Here is a 15,871-nt window from a genome sequence, read left to right as displayed (position 1 = left end):
AAAATGTGTCCTCAAGAAATAGATACACATTTTAAAAAAACTTTTCCTATTTCTGTTAGGTGACAATAATATTAATTATTGTTTGAGATTAATATCAAAACCCAAGAATGAAAAAGGTGGGCCAGATGTTAAAAATATATACACCAATTCAACCTCCAAGTTTAAGCTAATTTAAGTTTTTTACACTTGTTACTTTAGTAAGTGTATTTTTAGCAGATTAGTTATGACTAATTATCCCAATATCAAAACCCAAGAATGAAAAAGGTGGGCCAGATGTTAAGAATTTATACACCAATACAACCTCCAAGTCGATACTAGTTATTAAACAAACATTTTAGTTTAATTTCATATTGAAATTATTCAATTGAACTTTTTTATTTTAATCAATATTATTTTATATATTTGATAAGATATTCTATTTTTGTTTGTTTTTTAGCTACTAAAATCTTCGAACGCAATAAAAATATCAAAAAATAAAACAATGTTTTATTTTAAGTTTTAATATTCAGGAAAATTGGAGAAATAGTAATGTCCTCTACACAAAGACGTTATAATAATAATTCTTTCTCAAGAAAAAAAAATTTTAATAATAGAGATTTAATAGCATTAATTATATTTGCTATTGCCGCAGTTTTATATGTCAAAGGATGGACTGGTATGCATGTTCCTTTTACTCATGATGATATGGGAGGAAATGCCAGCTTAAAAGATTTAGCTTATGATAGCTTAAGAACAACAATGAGATTGGTTATTGGTATGTTCTTTTCGTTTGTTTTTGCTATAGTATTTGGGGTTGCAGCTGCAAAAAACAAACATTTATCACGATTTATATTACCATTCATTAACTTTATGGAATCTGTTCCCCTTTTGGGTTTTATGACATTTTCAACCCTTGTTTTAATGTCAATGTATCCTGGTAACGTTATGGGACTTGAGGCAGTTGCTATTTTTGGAGTTTTCACTGGACAAGCTTGGAATATGGCACTAACGGTTTATCAAACGATGGTGATTGTTCCAAAAGAAGTTGATGAAGCTGCTAGAATGTTCCAACTATCACCTTGGCAGAAGTTATGGAAGCTAGAAATCCCTTTTTCAGTTCCAGGACTACTTTGGAATACAATGGTTTCACAATCTGCTGCATGGTTTGCAATTTTAGGCTCTGAAATTATTCCATTAGCTTTAGGTAAACAAGCTGTTTTACCAGGTGTAGGTTCATATATTCAACAAGGCTTAGATAATGCAAATAACACCCAAATTGTATTAGGTACAGTAGCTATCATTTTAAACATCATTTTATTTGATCAACTCTTTTTTAGACCATTAGTTCGTTGGGCTGAAAAATATAAAATGGAAAATACAGCAAGAAGTATCCACAATACATCTTGGTTTTTTAATGTATTAACTCAGGCAACTTTCTTACAAACTTATGTTGCAAGACCTCTAAAATATCTTGGAGACTTATTTGTAAACGGGCCTAAAAGATTCTTACCAAGATCATTTGGAATGATTTATAAAATACCAGTACCAGTTCAAAAAACATGTGTTGCATTATACTATGTTGGGTTTGCTTATTTATTAATTAAAGCAGGGATAGCTTTGTATGGTTTCTTACCTTGGAAAGAGGCTAGTCATATGCTCCCACTTATGGGCTATACTACATTACGTGTAACAATTGCAATGTTAATAAGTATTGTTATGTGTGTTCCACTTGGAGTAATCATTGGTTTGAATGAAAAAGCTACTAGAATTTGTCAGCCTATTATTCAAATTGGTGCAGCTTTGCCACCAGATATCTATTTTCCAATAATCACAATTATGATTATCGTTCACCATCAATCTCTTAACCTTTGGACAATTCCTTTAATTTGGGTTGGAACTGCATGGTATGTTTTATTTAATGTAATCGCTGGAGTTCAGGCTTTACCTCAAGAAATGAGAGAGCTTGCTGTTTTATTTAAACTAAAAGGTTGGACTTGGTGGAAGAGATTTATGATACCAGCTATTTTCCCTTATATTGTTTGTGGAATTGTAAGTGCTGCTGGTGGGGCATGGAACTCTGATATAGCAGCTGAATTTTTAACTTATGGTAAAAAAGAAATTTCAGTCACTGGTTTAGGTGAGTATGTTAATGTAACAACAGGAGATCCAAATGCTACTGGTCCTGCAGCGTTAGGTGTATTGGCAATGTGTTTCCTAGTATTTTTATGTATTGTGTTTGTTTGGACTCCTCTGTACAGATTATCAGAGCGTCGTTTTAACTTTAATTAATTGAGTGAGGATATAATAATGACTATGACAAATTTAAGAAAACAACAACAAAAAGAAATTCCTATGACTGAATTAGAAAATATTACTCATTCTTTTGCTCATCATAAAGAAAACGACGACCAAACGGTACTGAGTGATATTAACCTTTCCCTTTATGAAGGAGAAGTAGTAGCGATTTTAGGTCGTTCAGGAACTGGTAAATCAACTTTACTTAGAATAATTGCAGGTTTAATTCAACCAACGTTAGGTACAGTTCTTCAGAACTCTTCTTCTTTAAGTGGGCCAAATGAAGAGGTATCTATGGTATTTCAAACATTTGCACTGTTACCTTGGTTAACTGTTCGAGATAATGTTGCCTTTGGTTTGGAAGCACAAGGTGTACCAATTTTACAACGTAGAAAGAAAGCTGAAGAAGCAATTCAAATGATTGGATTAGAAGGTTATGAAGATGCATACCCTAAAGAACTTTCCGGCGGTATGAAGCAGAGAGTTGGCCTTGCTAGAGCTTTAGTTGTTGAGCCTGAGTTATTACTTATGGATGAACCATTCTCTTCTCTAGATATATTTACTGCGGATAAATTACGTCGCGACATTATGGAACTTTGGTTTACAAACAATATTAAAACTAAAGGCATCGTAATGGTCACACATAATGTAGAAGAAGCTGTTTTAATGGCAGATAGAATTATTGTAATGGAACCAGGTCCTGGAAGAATTAAGTCTGAGATTTCTGTAACAGCGTCTCACCCAAGAAATATTGATACTCCAGAATTGAAAGCCATTAAAAACTCAATTATTGAAGATTTAATGGATTAATATTTATGCGTGCCGTTATTCGGCACCTTAAAAACCGGTCTTTTGTCATAAAAATTTATTATTATTATGTTATAATTATGAAATTATCAATTTAATTTATTGATTTTCAATATGATATTTTGATAATAAATTTTTTTTTAATATAAATTATGTTATTTTGTTAATAGATACTAAAAATTACAACAACCAACTTTTATTTTTAAATACATTTTATGATGTGATATTTTAGCAATCTTTTATTTGGGTAGCATTAATTAATATTGATTTGTGTAACCAAAATCAGAGGAGTACCTACCTTGATAAATGTATTTCTTGTCGATGATCATGAACTGGTTCGCACAGGGATAAGACGCATTTTAGAAAGCGTCCGTGGCATAAGTGTTATTGGAGAAACAAACAGTGGCGAAGAAGCTATTAAATGGTGTCGGTCAAATCATGCAGATATAATCTTAATGGACATGAATATGCCAGGAATTGGTGGAATAGAAGCTACAAGAAAAATTAAAAAGTTATATCCCGAAAATAGAATTATTGTGGTGACTATCCAAACGGAGAATCCCTTTCCTTCAAAAGTAATGGAAGCGGGTGGTGATGGTTATATTACAAAATCCGCGGGACCTGATGAAATGATAAATGCTATACGAATTGTCTATTCTGGACAAAGATATATATCACCAGAAATAGCGCAACAAATGGCTTTAAGTCAAATATCATCGAATGCTGAAAATCCTTTTAAGTCGCTATCAGAACGTGAGTTACAAATTATGATGATGATTACTAAAGGAGAAAAGGTAACTCAAATTTCTGAGCAATTACACCTAAGTCCTAAGACAGTTAATAGTTACAGATATCGACTTTTTAGTAAACTGGAAATAAGTGGAGATGTTGAGTTGACACATTTAGCGATAAGATACGGGATGTTAGATACTGAAACTTTGTAATGTCAGTTATAAGATTTAATTTCAGTCAATTTCTGAAAAATATCACATCTTCTTGTGGTGTTTATATTATGTATAATACCCGAGAAGAAGTAATTTATGTGGGTAAAGCAAAAAATCTAAAAAATAGATTATCAAGTTACTTTAGAAAAAAACAAACAAGCTCCAAAACTGAAGTCTTAGTTAGTCAGATTAATAAAATTGATGTTACAGTTACATCATCTGAAGTTGAAGCGTTGTTGTTAGAGCAAAACTTAATCAAAAAATATTTACCAAAGTTTAATGTGCTATTAAGAGATGATAAATCTTATCCGTACATATATATCAGTAATGACACATACCCTAGAATTAGTATTCAAAGAAACCAAAAGTTTCCAAAAGGAGAGTATTTTGGTCCGTACCCAAATGTCTATGCTGTTAGAGAAAATATTAACCTTATTCAAGATATTTTTAAAGTTAGGTTATGTTCCAATAATTTTTTTAGTAACAGAAAAAGGCCCTGCTTAAAATATCAAGTTGATAAGTGCAGCGCACCATGTGTTAAGGGATATATCTCCGATAAAGATTATATTGAATCTATTAATTTAACTAAGATTTTTTTAAAAGGTAATAGAACGGATCTTTTAAATAAAATTGTTACCAAAATGAATGCTTATAGTGAGCAAATGGAATTTGAAAAGGCGGCTAAATGTAGAGATCAGATTCAAAATATTCATAAATTACAAGCAGAACAAATTGTAATTAATACTAATTATAAAGCAAGTTCCGTTGACGTTTTTGTTATGGAGCAATCAAAAAATATAACATGTTTTCAAATCCTATTTTATCGTGACAACAAAGTTATGGGAACACAAAGTTATTTTCCTTATGTGCCAAAAAAAGAAAATGAATTTGAAATTATATCAAGTTTTATAAATCAATTTTATACGAATAGGGCAGAAGTTAAAGAGATTCCCTCAACTATTTTATTAGATAGTAATTTATCATCCCCTGAAATAAATGAAATAAAATCAAATCTTCTGTTACTAACTGATAGAAAAAACTTAACTATTAAGAGGATTTTTTCAAAAGAAGAAAGTAAGTTAGTTAAATTTACTCGATTAAATATATTAAACGCTATTAAAAACAAGACAAAAAGTATTGGTTTTTATGAGAGAAACTTTGTAGCCTTTAAAAGTTTTTTAGAATGTGAAAAAATTTTTAGAATTGAGTGTTATGATATTAGTCATTTACAAGGTAAGCATACGGTTGCTTCCTCTGTCGTTTTTGGAGAAGATGGACCATTAAAAAAAGAATATAGAAGCTATAATATAGATAATATTACGCCAGGTGATGATTATGCAGCTATGCGACAGTTAATTTTTAAAAGATTTAATAAAAAATTAACTAAAGATAAAATTCCTGATATTATATTAATTGATGGTGGAAGAGGACAATTAAACTCAGTTCTTGGCGCATTTAATGAAATTAATTTGGATATTTATCAAAATATTTTATTTATTGGGGTAGCTAAAGATATCTCAAGAAAAGATGGTCTTGAAACTTTAAAATTTACTGATCGACCAGATATTTCATTACCGGATGATTCTGATGCGCTTCACTTAATTCAATTTATCAGAGATGAGAGTCATCGTTTTGCTTTGAAGAATCACAGAAAAAAGAGGCAAAAAGATATTAGTAAAAGCATTCTTGATGATATACCTGGTATTGGAGTAAAAAGAAAAATACATTTGTTGCAGTATATTGGTGGTTTGCAAGAATTAAAGAAAGCAACTTTAGCTGATTTAAATCAGGTTCCTGGGATTAGCTCCAAGCTTGCAAAACTGATTTATGATTATTTAAAACCTGAAAAATAAAAGATTTAATATGAAATTTTCGATTCCTAATATTTTAAGTTTTCTCAGACTTGCTTTGATACCTTTTATTGTTGTAGCATTTTATCTACCAATCCAAAATAGTGCATTAATTACGACTATTTTATTTATTATAGCGAGTTTAACGGACTGGTTTGATGGTTTTCTTGCTAGAAAATTAAAACAAATAACTAAGTTTGGGGCTTTCATTGATCCTGTTGCTGATAAATTAGTAGTTGTTTCAGCTCTTGTTCTTATCATTGATCATTATCATACTTTGTGGATAACCATTCCTGCTTTAACTATGATTGGTCGAGAAATAATCATATCTGCCTTAAGAGAATGGATGGCAGATATCGGGAAAAGATCAAATGTTGCTGTGTCATGGGCAGGAAAACTTAAAACTTCGTTGCAGATGGTATCTTTAACTTTTTTACTGTGGCACCCTAACTTATATGTAACTATATTTGGCTATGTTACATTTTATTTTGCCATGATTTTAACTTATTGGTCTATGTTCCAATATTTAAGAGCTGCAAAAAAAGATTTAATGGATCCTGAACATCATGATTATTGATTACAAATATTTTTAACACTTTCCCTTGAAACGTTGAAAGTTAATAATTTATATTTATAACTTAGACTATTAAGCACATATAGCTTATTTATTTTTACAAATGAAAGAAGAAACTCAATGTTTGGATTGCCAACTTGTTTTATAGTTATTTCATTTTTATTTTGTTGCTTTATTTTGATTCTCTTAAATTTATAAACAAGAACACCCTTATCGGAAGGAACATAATATGTCAAATCTTTATTATCGCTATTTAAATCAATAGCTATTTGATTGATTGTTGTTATCAGATCAGTAAAATATTTGTCTTTTGTTTTGTAATGTTGAGATTTATTTTTAAAGCGAACTGTGGCCTCTTTAGCTTTCTTACTAAATTTTGTTTCGATATCAGTGTTCCACAAACCGTTAGATTTCATATGACTACTTAATGGAATATACTGCTTATCTAATTTTCTATATTTTGTATTAGATGTTATTTTATTTGAGAGTCCGATAATTTTATATGTAAATGAAGTATCATTTGTAAATATATTATTTAATGAACTTTTTGTAATGGAGGTTATATTCCCAATTGGTTGATTCTTGAATAACACATTGTATTCTATGGTTTTAGTACATAATTTATTATTTGGATTTTCAATTGCGTGAAGTGAACAAGAAATAAAGATTATAAAGTAAAAAAGATAAGCTAGTCTATTCATTGCATTTTTCCATATATAAGTGTTGAAACAATTTTAAATCAATGTGTTTTAAATTTGAGTATGATGATCTGATTAATAATAAAATCATCCTAATTCTTTATCAATACCAATAAAGAAAGTTTTTTCATTATATTTTTAGTTGTTATCTTTTCTTTTTTATTCTACATGGTCACCTTTTAAAGATTATTAACTTTTAAGATTAATGCAATGAAAAAGAAGACTAAAAAGATTATTATTTTGAAATTAATTACAAGATAATTGATTAATTGAGTTTGGACTAATAAAAAGATATTTTATTGATGTATTGGTAAAAAATTATCATTTGGATATAGGGGTAGTTCAAATTTTATACACAAATAAAATTACTGACTTTACAGTAAATAATAAGATTACCTTATTTTTATTGTATAAGGTAATCTAAAAAATAATTTAATGGTTAAAATTACCCATAGGCATATATAACTGTCCCATTTTTAATTGTATTGATAATTCGGTGGGCTAAATATGCTGGTACTGCCGGACATCCCCAACTTCTTCCAAGTCTGCCTATTTGCTTGATGACTGAGGGATCTGCATATGCTGCACCATGAACCACAATATTTCTTCTATAAGCATTGTTGTTTAATCCTTGGCTTATACCTTTCAGCCTTAGAGAATATCCATTACTACCATAATAGGTGTTTTCAGTAATAAAAGTACCAAGAGAAGTTTCTAATGAATTCATTTTATTCGAAAATCTTGAGGAATATTTTAAGCCACTATTTTTTCCATGAGTTACATAGGTATCAAACAAAACTTTTTCATTTTTCATATCAATAACAAAAAATCTTTTTTGAGTCGATGGCTTTGTATAATCAATTACAGTGAGAATTTCATTTATACCATGGTTTCGTGCATAAGCATAGTAGGCTTTAAGAAATACCTTTTTATCTAGCGATTTTTCCAAGTTAAGATTATCGTATAAATCTACTGCATCTTCTCTTGAAATACTTGTTGCGTGGATGTTTATGGATACTAATATAAAAAAAATGCTAATTAAAATTTTAAATGCTTTCATTGTGCTCTGTTGTCATTAATTAATACTTCAAATTCCGTCTCGGTTAAAAAAACAACAATATATCATAAATGAAATGTTACTTTCTACAAATATTGTAATTTTTTTGTAAATGATGCAAATAAATTTAAGTTTTTACTTGTATTAATGGCTTTGAAAACAAATAATCAAGTAAATTAACTTTATAATGAATATTGGAATTTTAGAACAAGATGAGTAAATTAAAAAAGTTTTTTATATTTATTTTGATATCCCTCATTGCTTTTAGTATTTTTATGCTAATTTTGGGTATGAATTTAAGTAAAGAGGTTAAAGAAAAATTTTCACATGAATATTTGTCGAAAATGCCTGCAACTATCTATGGTCGAGTTATTACATTACAACCAGGTTTTACAATACCTAAAAATGAGCTTGTTGATGAGTTAAAATTATTACAGTATGTATCGGCAAATAAAGTTGACAGTAGTGGTGAGTTTAAATTAACCGGTAATACTCTAGATTTAATGCGAAGACCTTTTACTTTTCAAGATGGGAAGGAAGGTATTCGGCATGTTAAGATAAATTTTGATGGAAACACGATATCTCGTATAACTGATGCTGAAACTGGAGAAAACATTGGCTTTTTTAGATTAGATCCAAAGTTTTTAGGTATGCTAAATGCTGATACAAAACAACAGCGAATTTACTATTCTCTCAGAAGTTTACCCGATATTTTGAAAAAAGGGCTTGTTGCAACTGAAGACAAAAATTTCTATGAACATGGTGGAGTTTCGTTCCGTTCTATTGCTAGAGCTTTTGTTGCAAATATTCTTGCTGGTAGAACCGTTCAGGGAGGAAGTACTTTAACACAACAATTAGCAAAAAATTTATTTCTAAGTCGCGAACGTACGTTATGGAGAAAATTTCAAGAAGCCTACATCGCAATCATTATATCGTCGAGTTACAGTAAAGATAAAGTTCTACAGGGCTACTTAAATCAAGTTTATCTTGGTCAATATAAATCTACAGGAATTTATGGCTTTGGACTTGCTGCACAATTTTATTTTGGAAGACCATTGACTGAAATAAGAGCTGATCAAATGGCTTTACTTATAGGTTTAGTTAAGGGACCATCGTATTATAATCCATGGTCACATCCTAAAAGAGCACTTGAACGTAGAAATATAGTTTTAAAACTTATGAGTGAAAATGGCGTCATTACAAACCAGCAATACAGTGAGTCTGTGAAAATGCCTTTAGATATTACGCCAGAACCAGTTCTTAATGCCAGACAACCAGCTTATTTTGAAGAGATACAAAATGAGATAAAAGCTAATATGGGTGAAGAGTTTCAAAATAATATTGGTTTAAGAGTTTTTACAACACTAGACCCTTATTCTCAGATTGAAGCAGAAAAAGCTATCAGGCAAGAGATCCCTAAACTTGAAAAAAGTCAAAAGGGAAAAAAATTAGAAGCAGCGTTTGTATCTGTTGATCGATTGACAGGTGAAATTAGAGCTATGATTGGAAGTAGTAATCCCGGATTTCCTGGGTTTAATCGAGCACTTGATATGAGACGTTCTATAGGCTCATTAACAAAGCCTGCTATATACCTAACCGCGTTGGAATTACCCAAACAATATAATTTATCAACACCTCTTGCAAATGAACCCATTAATATTAAGCTGAAAAATGGTAAAACTTGGTCCCCAAGAAATGATGATTTAACAAATAGCGCATCAGTGCCTTTATTTTTGGCATTGGCTCAATCTAAAAATATTCCAACTGTTAATTTAGGCATGGCTTTAGGTCTTGATAAAGTTAAAAACACACTAACTGTTCTTGGTATACCTGAACAGCAGGTTTTAGAAGTGCCTTCAATGTTACTCGGTACATATAGACTTTCTCCATTAGAAGTTACACAGATGTTTCAGGCAATTACAAACCGAGGAAGAAAAGCAAAAGTGACAGCTTTAAGTGCCATTGTGGATCAAAGTGGAAAGATCTTGTATCAATATTGGCCTAAATCTCAACAAGTTGTCTCACCTCAAGCAGCTTGGCTCACAACTTGGGATATGCAACAAGTAGTAAAAAGAGGAACAGCAAGATATTTAGAGCAAAAATTTCCTAACATGGGTATTGCAGGGAAAACAGGTACATCCAGCAATAACCGAGATAGCTGGTTTGTTGGTGTGGATGGCAGAGAGGTTTCTGCAGTTTGGGTTGGAAGAGATGATAATAAAACGACTAGTCTCTTTGGATCTACTGGCGGATTGAAAATATATGCTGAGTATCTCTCTAATCGGAAACCGGTTAAATTACATTTACCATTACCTGAAAATATCATTAAAGTTAAATTTTCTAATCAGGGACCTAACGGCTCTTTGATTCAAGATTGTAATGGTTCAGTAGAGTTACCAATATGGAATCAAGACAATAGCTTTAACATAATTGATTGTTCAAGAAAAAAACAAGCGCCTACAGAACAGCGTAAAAACTTTTTTGAGCGATTATTTGATTGGTAAAGTTAATTATATAAGCAATGAAAAAGTGCTCATGGTTAAAAATTAATAACTATGAGCATAAAACAATCAATTGAAAGATATTGTAAAAAAAATGATTGACTCATTAACTGTTATCAGTAGAATAAGCACCTATAAAGATTAAGTTATTAAGGCGCGTTGGCAGAGTGGCTATGCAGCGGATTGCAAATCCGTGGACCTCGGTTCGACTCCGGGACGCGCCTCCATGCGACACTAGCTCAGCTGGTAGAGCGCAACCTTGCCAAGGTTGAGGTCACGAGTTCGAACCTCGTGTGTCGCTCCATTAACTTATTAATTGGTGTTTTCCAAAATGTGCCTTGGTGGTGGAATTGGTAGACACAAGGGATTTAAAATCCCTCGGCGTTCGCGCTGTGCCGGTTCAAGTCCGGCCCGAGGCACCAATCTTTATAACAAATTAATATAATGGTGTCATCCATATTATGTGCCTTGGTGGTGGAATTGGTAGACACAAGGGATTTAAAATCCCTCGGCGTTCGCGCTGTGCCGGTTCAAGTCCGGCCCGAGGCACCATTAAATATATATTAATTTTATTTCTAGTAGCATAGAAAAATAAAAATCACTTCATTATAAAAAAATCATTGAAAATTCTTGTAGTTACCTATTTAAATATTTAAATTAAAAATCTTTAATAATTTTTAAAAAATTATTGATTTCCACTTCAAAAATGTGTAAATTTCACGCCATAAATAAAAAAGTAATAGACCTTATAATTTTACTTTTTTTCATATCATTTTTTAACATAGAATAAATTAAAGATTCTTAATCTTTATTTTGAAGAAAGGACACCTCACTATGGTTAAATTTCTATTATTTAAAATTAAGCGTTTTATTCTTTCTCAAAAGAGTTTACATACAATTCCATGAACTTTGCTGTTTAGCTAAAGTTATTCTTTTTTTATTTATCAAAATTTTTGTTATTTTTGGCAATTTCTTTTTTGCCTGAGAGAGTTATTTATGAATTATGTAACTGAAAAAACTAAAAAAAATCAAGAAGTCCCAATAGTAGATTCACTGTATGATCTTTATGAAGATGAATATTTAAATCAACAAACTAAGTATGAATCTGAAGTTCGTTCCTACCCGAGAAGGTTGCCTTTAGCCATAAAAAAAGCATCAGGTCTTTTGGTAGAAGATACAAAAGGGCAAGTTTATCTAGATTGCCTTGCTGGAGCAGGAACATTGGCGCTAGGACATAATCACGCTGAAATCAAAGATGAGCTTAAGAGGTATTTAGATTTAGATTTACCCTCACAAACATTGGATTTGACAACTGGTGTAAAGAACGTATTTATGCAAGAAGTTCTGGATACCCTACCTACTGGATTTAAAAACTGCGCAAAAGTGCAGTTTTGTGGCCCGTCTGGTGCAGACGCTGTTGAAGCGGCGATCAAGTTAGCCAAAAGAGTAACTAATAGGAATAATATTATTGCATTTAGTGGTGCTTATCATGGTATGACTAACGGATCAATGTCTTTAATGGGGAATAATCAAACTAAAGCAAGAAGCTCTGGATTAATGGCAGATGTTCATTTTATGCCTTTCCCATATTCATTAAGGTGTCCTTTTGGTTTGGGAGGTGATGATGGAGCAAAAATGTCACTTCGTTATTTAGAAAGAACATTAAATGATGATGAAAGTGGTATATTAAAGCCTGCGGCTATTATTGTTGAGCCCGTTCAAGGTGAAGGAGGCGTATTGCCGGCGCCTTTATTCTGGTTAAAAGAATTAAGACGAATCACTGAAGAACATGGCATATTGCTAATTTTTGATGAAATTCAATGTGGAATAGGTAAAACGGGAAGTTGGTTTGCATTCGAAAACTCAAATATTTTTCCTGATATTTTGTGCTTATCAAAAGCAGTAGGAGGAGGTTTACCTTTATCTTTATTAATTTTAAATGAGAAATATGATGATTGGAGACCGGGAGAGCACACTGGCACATTTAGAGGCAACCAACTGGCAATGGTTGCTGGTTTAAAAACATTTGAAATAATAAGAAGAGATAATTTAGTTGAACATGCTAAGGTAGCAGGTAATTACTTTAAAAATGGGTTAAATCAACTTGCCTCAAAGTTCTCATGTATTGCTGAGGTAAGAGGGAGAGGTTTAATGTTGGGAATTGAAATTGTATCAAAGAAAGGGTCTTTGAATAAATTTAGTGAACCAATGGCTGATGAAGAATTAACTCGTAAAATTCAAAGAGGTTGCCTGCAAAGAGGCCTAATTATTGAAAAAGGTGGTCGAAATGGCTCCGTTTTAAGATTTTTACCGCCTCTAAATATTACATATAAACAAATTGATTTTGTTTTAGATGTTTTAGAAAACGTGCTTTTAAATGAAGTTGGGATTAATACTTCAAACAGACTTCCAAAGCATGAAAGTTTGGATAAATTTTTCATCCATACCGGAAAAGGTGGTGCGGATCTTTTTCAAGAATCAGTTTCAATCGCAACAGAAAATTTGATTAAAGTATTCAATGATGTAAGAGGGCCTTATTCAGGGATGATGCCTTCTGTTCTAAAATCAGTCATTGATTCTTTTGATATATCAAAGGAAGGAAGGACCATCAATGATGTCATGAGATCCTCTGCCTCTTTTGTTGCAAAAAATTCGATTATTGTCCAACATCCAAACTGTATTGCTCATTTGCATACACCACCTCTAATCACTGGTGTTGTGTCTGAACTATTCATAGCAGCCCTTAACCAATCTATGGACTCTTGGGATCAAGCAAGTGCCGCAACTTTTGTTGAGCAAAAAGTAATTCAATTAGTAAACGAACATGTAGGATATAACTCTTTAGCTGACGGTATCTTTACTTCAGGGGGTACTCAAAGTAATTTAATGGGTATCTTATTAGCCAGAGATAAATTTATTGATAAGTTAAGTGGTCATAATGTTAAGCAGCATGGACTACCTAACTATCATCAAAGATTAAAAATTATTTGTTCTGAAACAGCTCATTTTACTGTTCAAAAATCTGCTGCTTTATTAGGTCTTGGATTTGATTCTGTTGAGACTATTTCCGTAGATGTCAATGGGAAAATGGATATTTATGAGCTTAATAATAAAATCCTTCATTTAAAAAATAATGACTTTTTACCATTTATGATTGTAGGGACTGCTGGAACTACAGATGAAGGTGCAATTGATCCTTTACTTGAGCAGTCTAAAATAGCAGAAAAACATGATTTATGGTTTCATGTCGATGCAGCTTATGGTGGCAGCTTAATATTCAGCTCTAGGAGAAAGATGCTTGAAGGAATCTACAAAGCCGACTCTATTACATTAGACTTTCATAAATTGTTTTATCAACCTATCAGTTGCGGAGCGTTTTTAATAAGAAATAGAGAGAATTTCAATTATTTACTTCATCATGCTGACTATTTAAATCGTGAAAATGATAAGTTGCCAAATTTAGTAGATAAGTCAATCGCTACAACCAGAAGATTCGATGCGTTAAAAGTACTTTTATCACTTCAGCATGTTGGTTTAAATAACTTTGGTAGGATGTATGATAACGTCTTTGATTTAACTAATCAGTTAGCTAACTTTTTGGAGGGTGAAAAACATATTCAGGTTTTGAGGAGCCCACAACTTTCAACAATATTATTTCGATTCATTGACTCTGAAATAAAAGATTTAAATAAATTAAATTGTACAATAAGAGAAATGGCTTTAGAAGACGGAGTGGCTATATTAGGTGAAACAAAAGTTGATGGAAATGTGAGTTTAAAAGTTACTATATTAAATCCATGTATTAAGTTACAAGACCTTACTGAAATGTTTAAACAATTAAACATTTTATTTAATAAAATTAAAAGGGAGTTATAAAAAATGACTATTCTTCAAATTGGTGCTGGAGGCGTTGGATGGGTTATTGCTCATAAAGCAGCACAAAATAATGATATTTTAGGGGATATACATATCGCATCGCGTAATATAAATAAATGCGAAAGTATTATTCAATCTATACATAAAAAAGATAATCTTCATGATCAAACTAAAAAAATTATTGCTCATGAAGTAAATGCAGATTCATTAGAAGCGCTGATTACACTAATCGAAAGTGTTAAGCCTAAATTGGTCATTAATGCAGGTCCTCCATGGATTAACGTTAATATTATGGAGGCTTGTTACCAAACAAAAACCTCATATCTAGATACTTCTGTTGCAACAGATCTTTGTAGCCCAGGTCAACAAGTCCCAGAAGCATATGATCCTCAATGGAATTTCAGGAATAAGTTTAAAGAAGCTGGTATAACTGGTATTTTGGGTGCTGGCTTTGATCCTGGTGTTGTCAGTGTCTTTGCTGCTTATGCATCTAAATCACTTTTTGATGAAATAGATTCGATTGACGTTATGGATGTAAATGCAGGTGATCATGGTAAGAAATTTGCCACAAACTTTGATCCAGAAACAAACATGCTTGAAATTCAGGGTGATTCATTTTATTGGGAAAATGAATCTTGGCATCAAGTTCCATGTCATACCAGGATGATGGAGTTCGATTTCCCAATGATCGGCAAGCACAAAGTATACTCAATGGCTCATGATGAAGTAAGATCACTGAAAGAATTTATTCCTGCAAAAAGAATTGAATTTTGGATGGGCTTTGGAGATAAGTATCTAAATTACTTTAATGTTATGAGAGACATTGGGTTATTAAGCTCCGAAGCTATCACGATGCCTAATGGCCAAGAAATTGAACCCTTGAAATTTTTGAAAGCATTGTTACCTGAACCAACTTCATTAGCTCCAAATTATAAAGGGCAAACATGTATAGGTACATGGGTTAGAGGAAAAAAAGATAATAAGTCCAAAAGTATATTTATTTTCAACAATGCTGATCACGAAGTGGCTTATGAAGATGTTGAGCATCAGGCAATAGCATATACGACTGGTGTTCCTGCTATTACGAGTGCTTTGTTGTACTTTAAAGGTCTTTGGGCAGAAAAAGGATTGTTTAATATGGAACAATTGCCTCCTGAGCACTTTCTTGAATTAATGCCTAACATTGGGCTTTCATGGGATGTCCAGGATTTAGGGGATCTGAAACCAGAAATTAAGGATTTATCTAAATAAATATTATCCATGTTGACTAATGTTTATTCAACATGGATT

General features: G+C 31.8%; 10 protein-coding genes and 4 tRNA genes. 12 read left to right on the top strand and 2 right to left on the bottom strand.

Going from position 1 to position 15,871, the window contains the following annotated elements:
• The first annotated feature begins 528 nt into the window (after nt 1-528).
• The 5 genes from CF386_RS00375 to pgsA all read left to right on the top strand — a co-directional run bounded on the left by CF386_RS00375 (nt 529) and on the right by pgsA (nt 6,452).
• Nucleotides 529-2,268: an ABC transporter permease subunit gene (locus CF386_RS00375; protein ID WP_089072560.1), complete on the top strand. Its 1,740-nt coding sequence runs from the start codon at nt 529-531 to the stop codon at nt 2,266-2,268.
• Nucleotides 2,269-2,286: 18 nt separating this feature from the next.
• The gene (locus tag CF386_RS00370) at nt 2,287-3,084 is read left to right on the top strand and encodes an ABC transporter ATP-binding protein (protein WP_089072559.1); all 798 of its coding nucleotides are present in this window, start codon (nt 2,287-2,289) and stop codon (nt 3,082-3,084) included.
• Between the two features lie 296 nt (nt 3,085-3,380).
• Nucleotides 3,381-4,025, top strand: coding sequence for a UvrY/SirA/GacA family response regulator transcription factor (gene uvrY, locus CF386_RS00365; RefSeq protein WP_089072558.1), 645 nt, complete (start codon nt 3,381-3,383; stop codon nt 4,023-4,025).
• A complete protein-coding gene (gene uvrC / locus CF386_RS00360) occupies nt 4,025-5,878 on the top strand; it encodes an excinuclease ABC subunit UvrC (protein WP_089072557.1) in 1,854 nt (617 codons plus the stop codon). Before uvrY ends, uvrC begins: the two co-directional genes overlap by 1 nt.
• A gap of 10 nt (nt 5,879-5,888) precedes the next feature.
• The gene (gene pgsA, locus CF386_RS00355; RefSeq protein ID WP_089072556.1) at nt 5,889-6,452 is read left to right on the top strand and encodes a CDP-diacylglycerol--glycerol-3-phosphate 3-phosphatidyltransferase; all 564 of its coding nucleotides are present in this window, start codon (nt 5,889-5,891) and stop codon (nt 6,450-6,452) included.
• Here the strand turns inward: pgsA and CF386_RS00350 are convergent.
• Both CF386_RS00350 and CF386_RS00345 read right to left on the bottom strand, forming a co-directional pair.
• On the bottom strand, nt 6,446-7,150 hold the full coding sequence (locus CF386_RS00350) for a hypothetical protein (protein WP_089072555.1): 705 nt from the start codon (nt 7,148-7,150) through the stop codon (nt 6,446-6,448). The genes pgsA and CF386_RS00350 overlap by 7 nt on opposite strands.
• A 442-nt stretch (nt 7,151-7,592) precedes the next feature.
• Complete coding sequence (locus CF386_RS00345) at nt 7,593-8,207, bottom strand: murein L,D-transpeptidase catalytic domain family protein (RefSeq protein WP_089072554.1); 615 nt, start codon at nt 8,205-8,207, stop codon at nt 7,593-7,595.
• Between the two features lie 209 nt (nt 8,208-8,416).
• On the opposite strand from CF386_RS00345, the gene mrcB reads away from it, so the two are divergent.
• From mrcB to CF386_RS00310, 7 genes are all read left to right on the top strand, one after another.
• Nucleotides 8,417-10,708 (top strand): penicillin-binding protein 1B, encoded by a 2,292-nt coding sequence (gene mrcB, locus CF386_RS00340; protein ID WP_225971703.1) that lies wholly within the window; start codon nt 8,417-8,419, stop codon nt 10,706-10,708.
• A gap of 150 nt (nt 10,709-10,858) precedes the next feature.
• A tRNA-Cys gene (locus tag CF386_RS00335) sits at nt 10,859-10,932 on the top strand.
• A 1-nt stretch (nt 10,933) separates the two neighbouring features.
• Nucleotides 10,934-11,009 (top strand) — tRNA-Gly (locus CF386_RS00330).
• Nucleotides 11,010-11,040: 31 nt separating this feature from the next.
• A tRNA-Leu gene (locus tag CF386_RS00325) sits at nt 11,041-11,127 on the top strand.
• A 43-nt stretch (nt 11,128-11,170) separates the two neighbouring features.
• Nucleotides 11,171-11,257, top strand: a tRNA-Leu gene (locus CF386_RS00320).
• A gap of 444 nt (nt 11,258-11,701) precedes the next feature.
• Nucleotides 11,702-14,581 (top strand): pyridoxal phosphate-dependent class III aminotransferase, encoded by a 2,880-nt coding sequence (locus CF386_RS00315; protein ID WP_089072553.1) that lies wholly within the window; start codon nt 11,702-11,704, stop codon nt 14,579-14,581.
• A 3-nt stretch (nt 14,582-14,584) separates the two neighbouring features.
• Nucleotides 14,585-15,832 carry a carboxynorspermidine synthase gene (locus CF386_RS00310; protein WP_089072552.1) on the top strand — a complete coding sequence of 416 codons (1,248 nt, stop codon included), beginning with the start codon at nt 14,585-14,587 and terminating at the stop codon, nt 15,830-15,832.
• The last annotated feature ends 39 nt before the right edge of the window (nt 15,833-15,871 follow it).

Source organism: Paraphotobacterium marinum, from assembly GCF_002216855.1.
Lineage (GTDB): Bacteria > Pseudomonadota > Gammaproteobacteria > Enterobacterales > Vibrionaceae > Paraphotobacterium > Paraphotobacterium marinum.
Note: the sequence above shows the minus strand (reverse complement) of the source record. Positions and strands in the feature narration are given on the sequence as shown.

What these genes read in the sequence shown, in the direction of transcription:
- mrcB (WP_225971703.1), top strand. Translation starts at nt 8,417, where the DNA reads ATGAGTAAATTAAAAAAGTTTTTTATATTTATTTTGATATCCCTCATT.
- CF386_RS00375 (WP_089072560.1), top strand. Translation starts at nt 529, where the DNA reads ATGTCCTCTACACAAAGACGTTATAATAATAATTCTTTCTCAAGAAAA.
- CF386_RS00370 (WP_089072559.1), top strand. Translation starts at nt 2,287, where the DNA reads ATGACTATGACAAATTTAAGAAAACAACAACAAAAAGAAATTCCTATG.
- pgsA (WP_089072556.1), top strand. Translation starts at nt 5,889, where the DNA reads ATGAAATTTTCGATTCCTAATATTTTAAGTTTTCTCAGACTTGCTTTG.
- CF386_RS00310 (WP_089072552.1), top strand. Translation starts at nt 14,585, where the DNA reads ATGACTATTCTTCAAATTGGTGCTGGAGGCGTTGGATGGGTTATTGCT.
- uvrC (WP_089072557.1), top strand. Translation starts at nt 4,025, where the DNA reads ATGTCAGTTATAAGATTTAATTTCAGTCAATTTCTGAAAAATATCACA.
- CF386_RS00350 (WP_089072555.1), bottom strand. Translation starts at nt 7,150, where the DNA reads ATGAATAGACTAGCTTATCTTTTTTACTTTATAATCTTTATTTCTTGT.
- CF386_RS00315 (WP_089072553.1), top strand. Translation starts at nt 11,702, where the DNA reads ATGAATTATGTAACTGAAAAAACTAAAAAAAATCAAGAAGTCCCAATA.
- CF386_RS00345 (WP_089072554.1), bottom strand. Translation starts at nt 8,207, where the DNA reads ATGAAAGCATTTAAAATTTTAATTAGCATTTTTTTTATATTAGTATCC.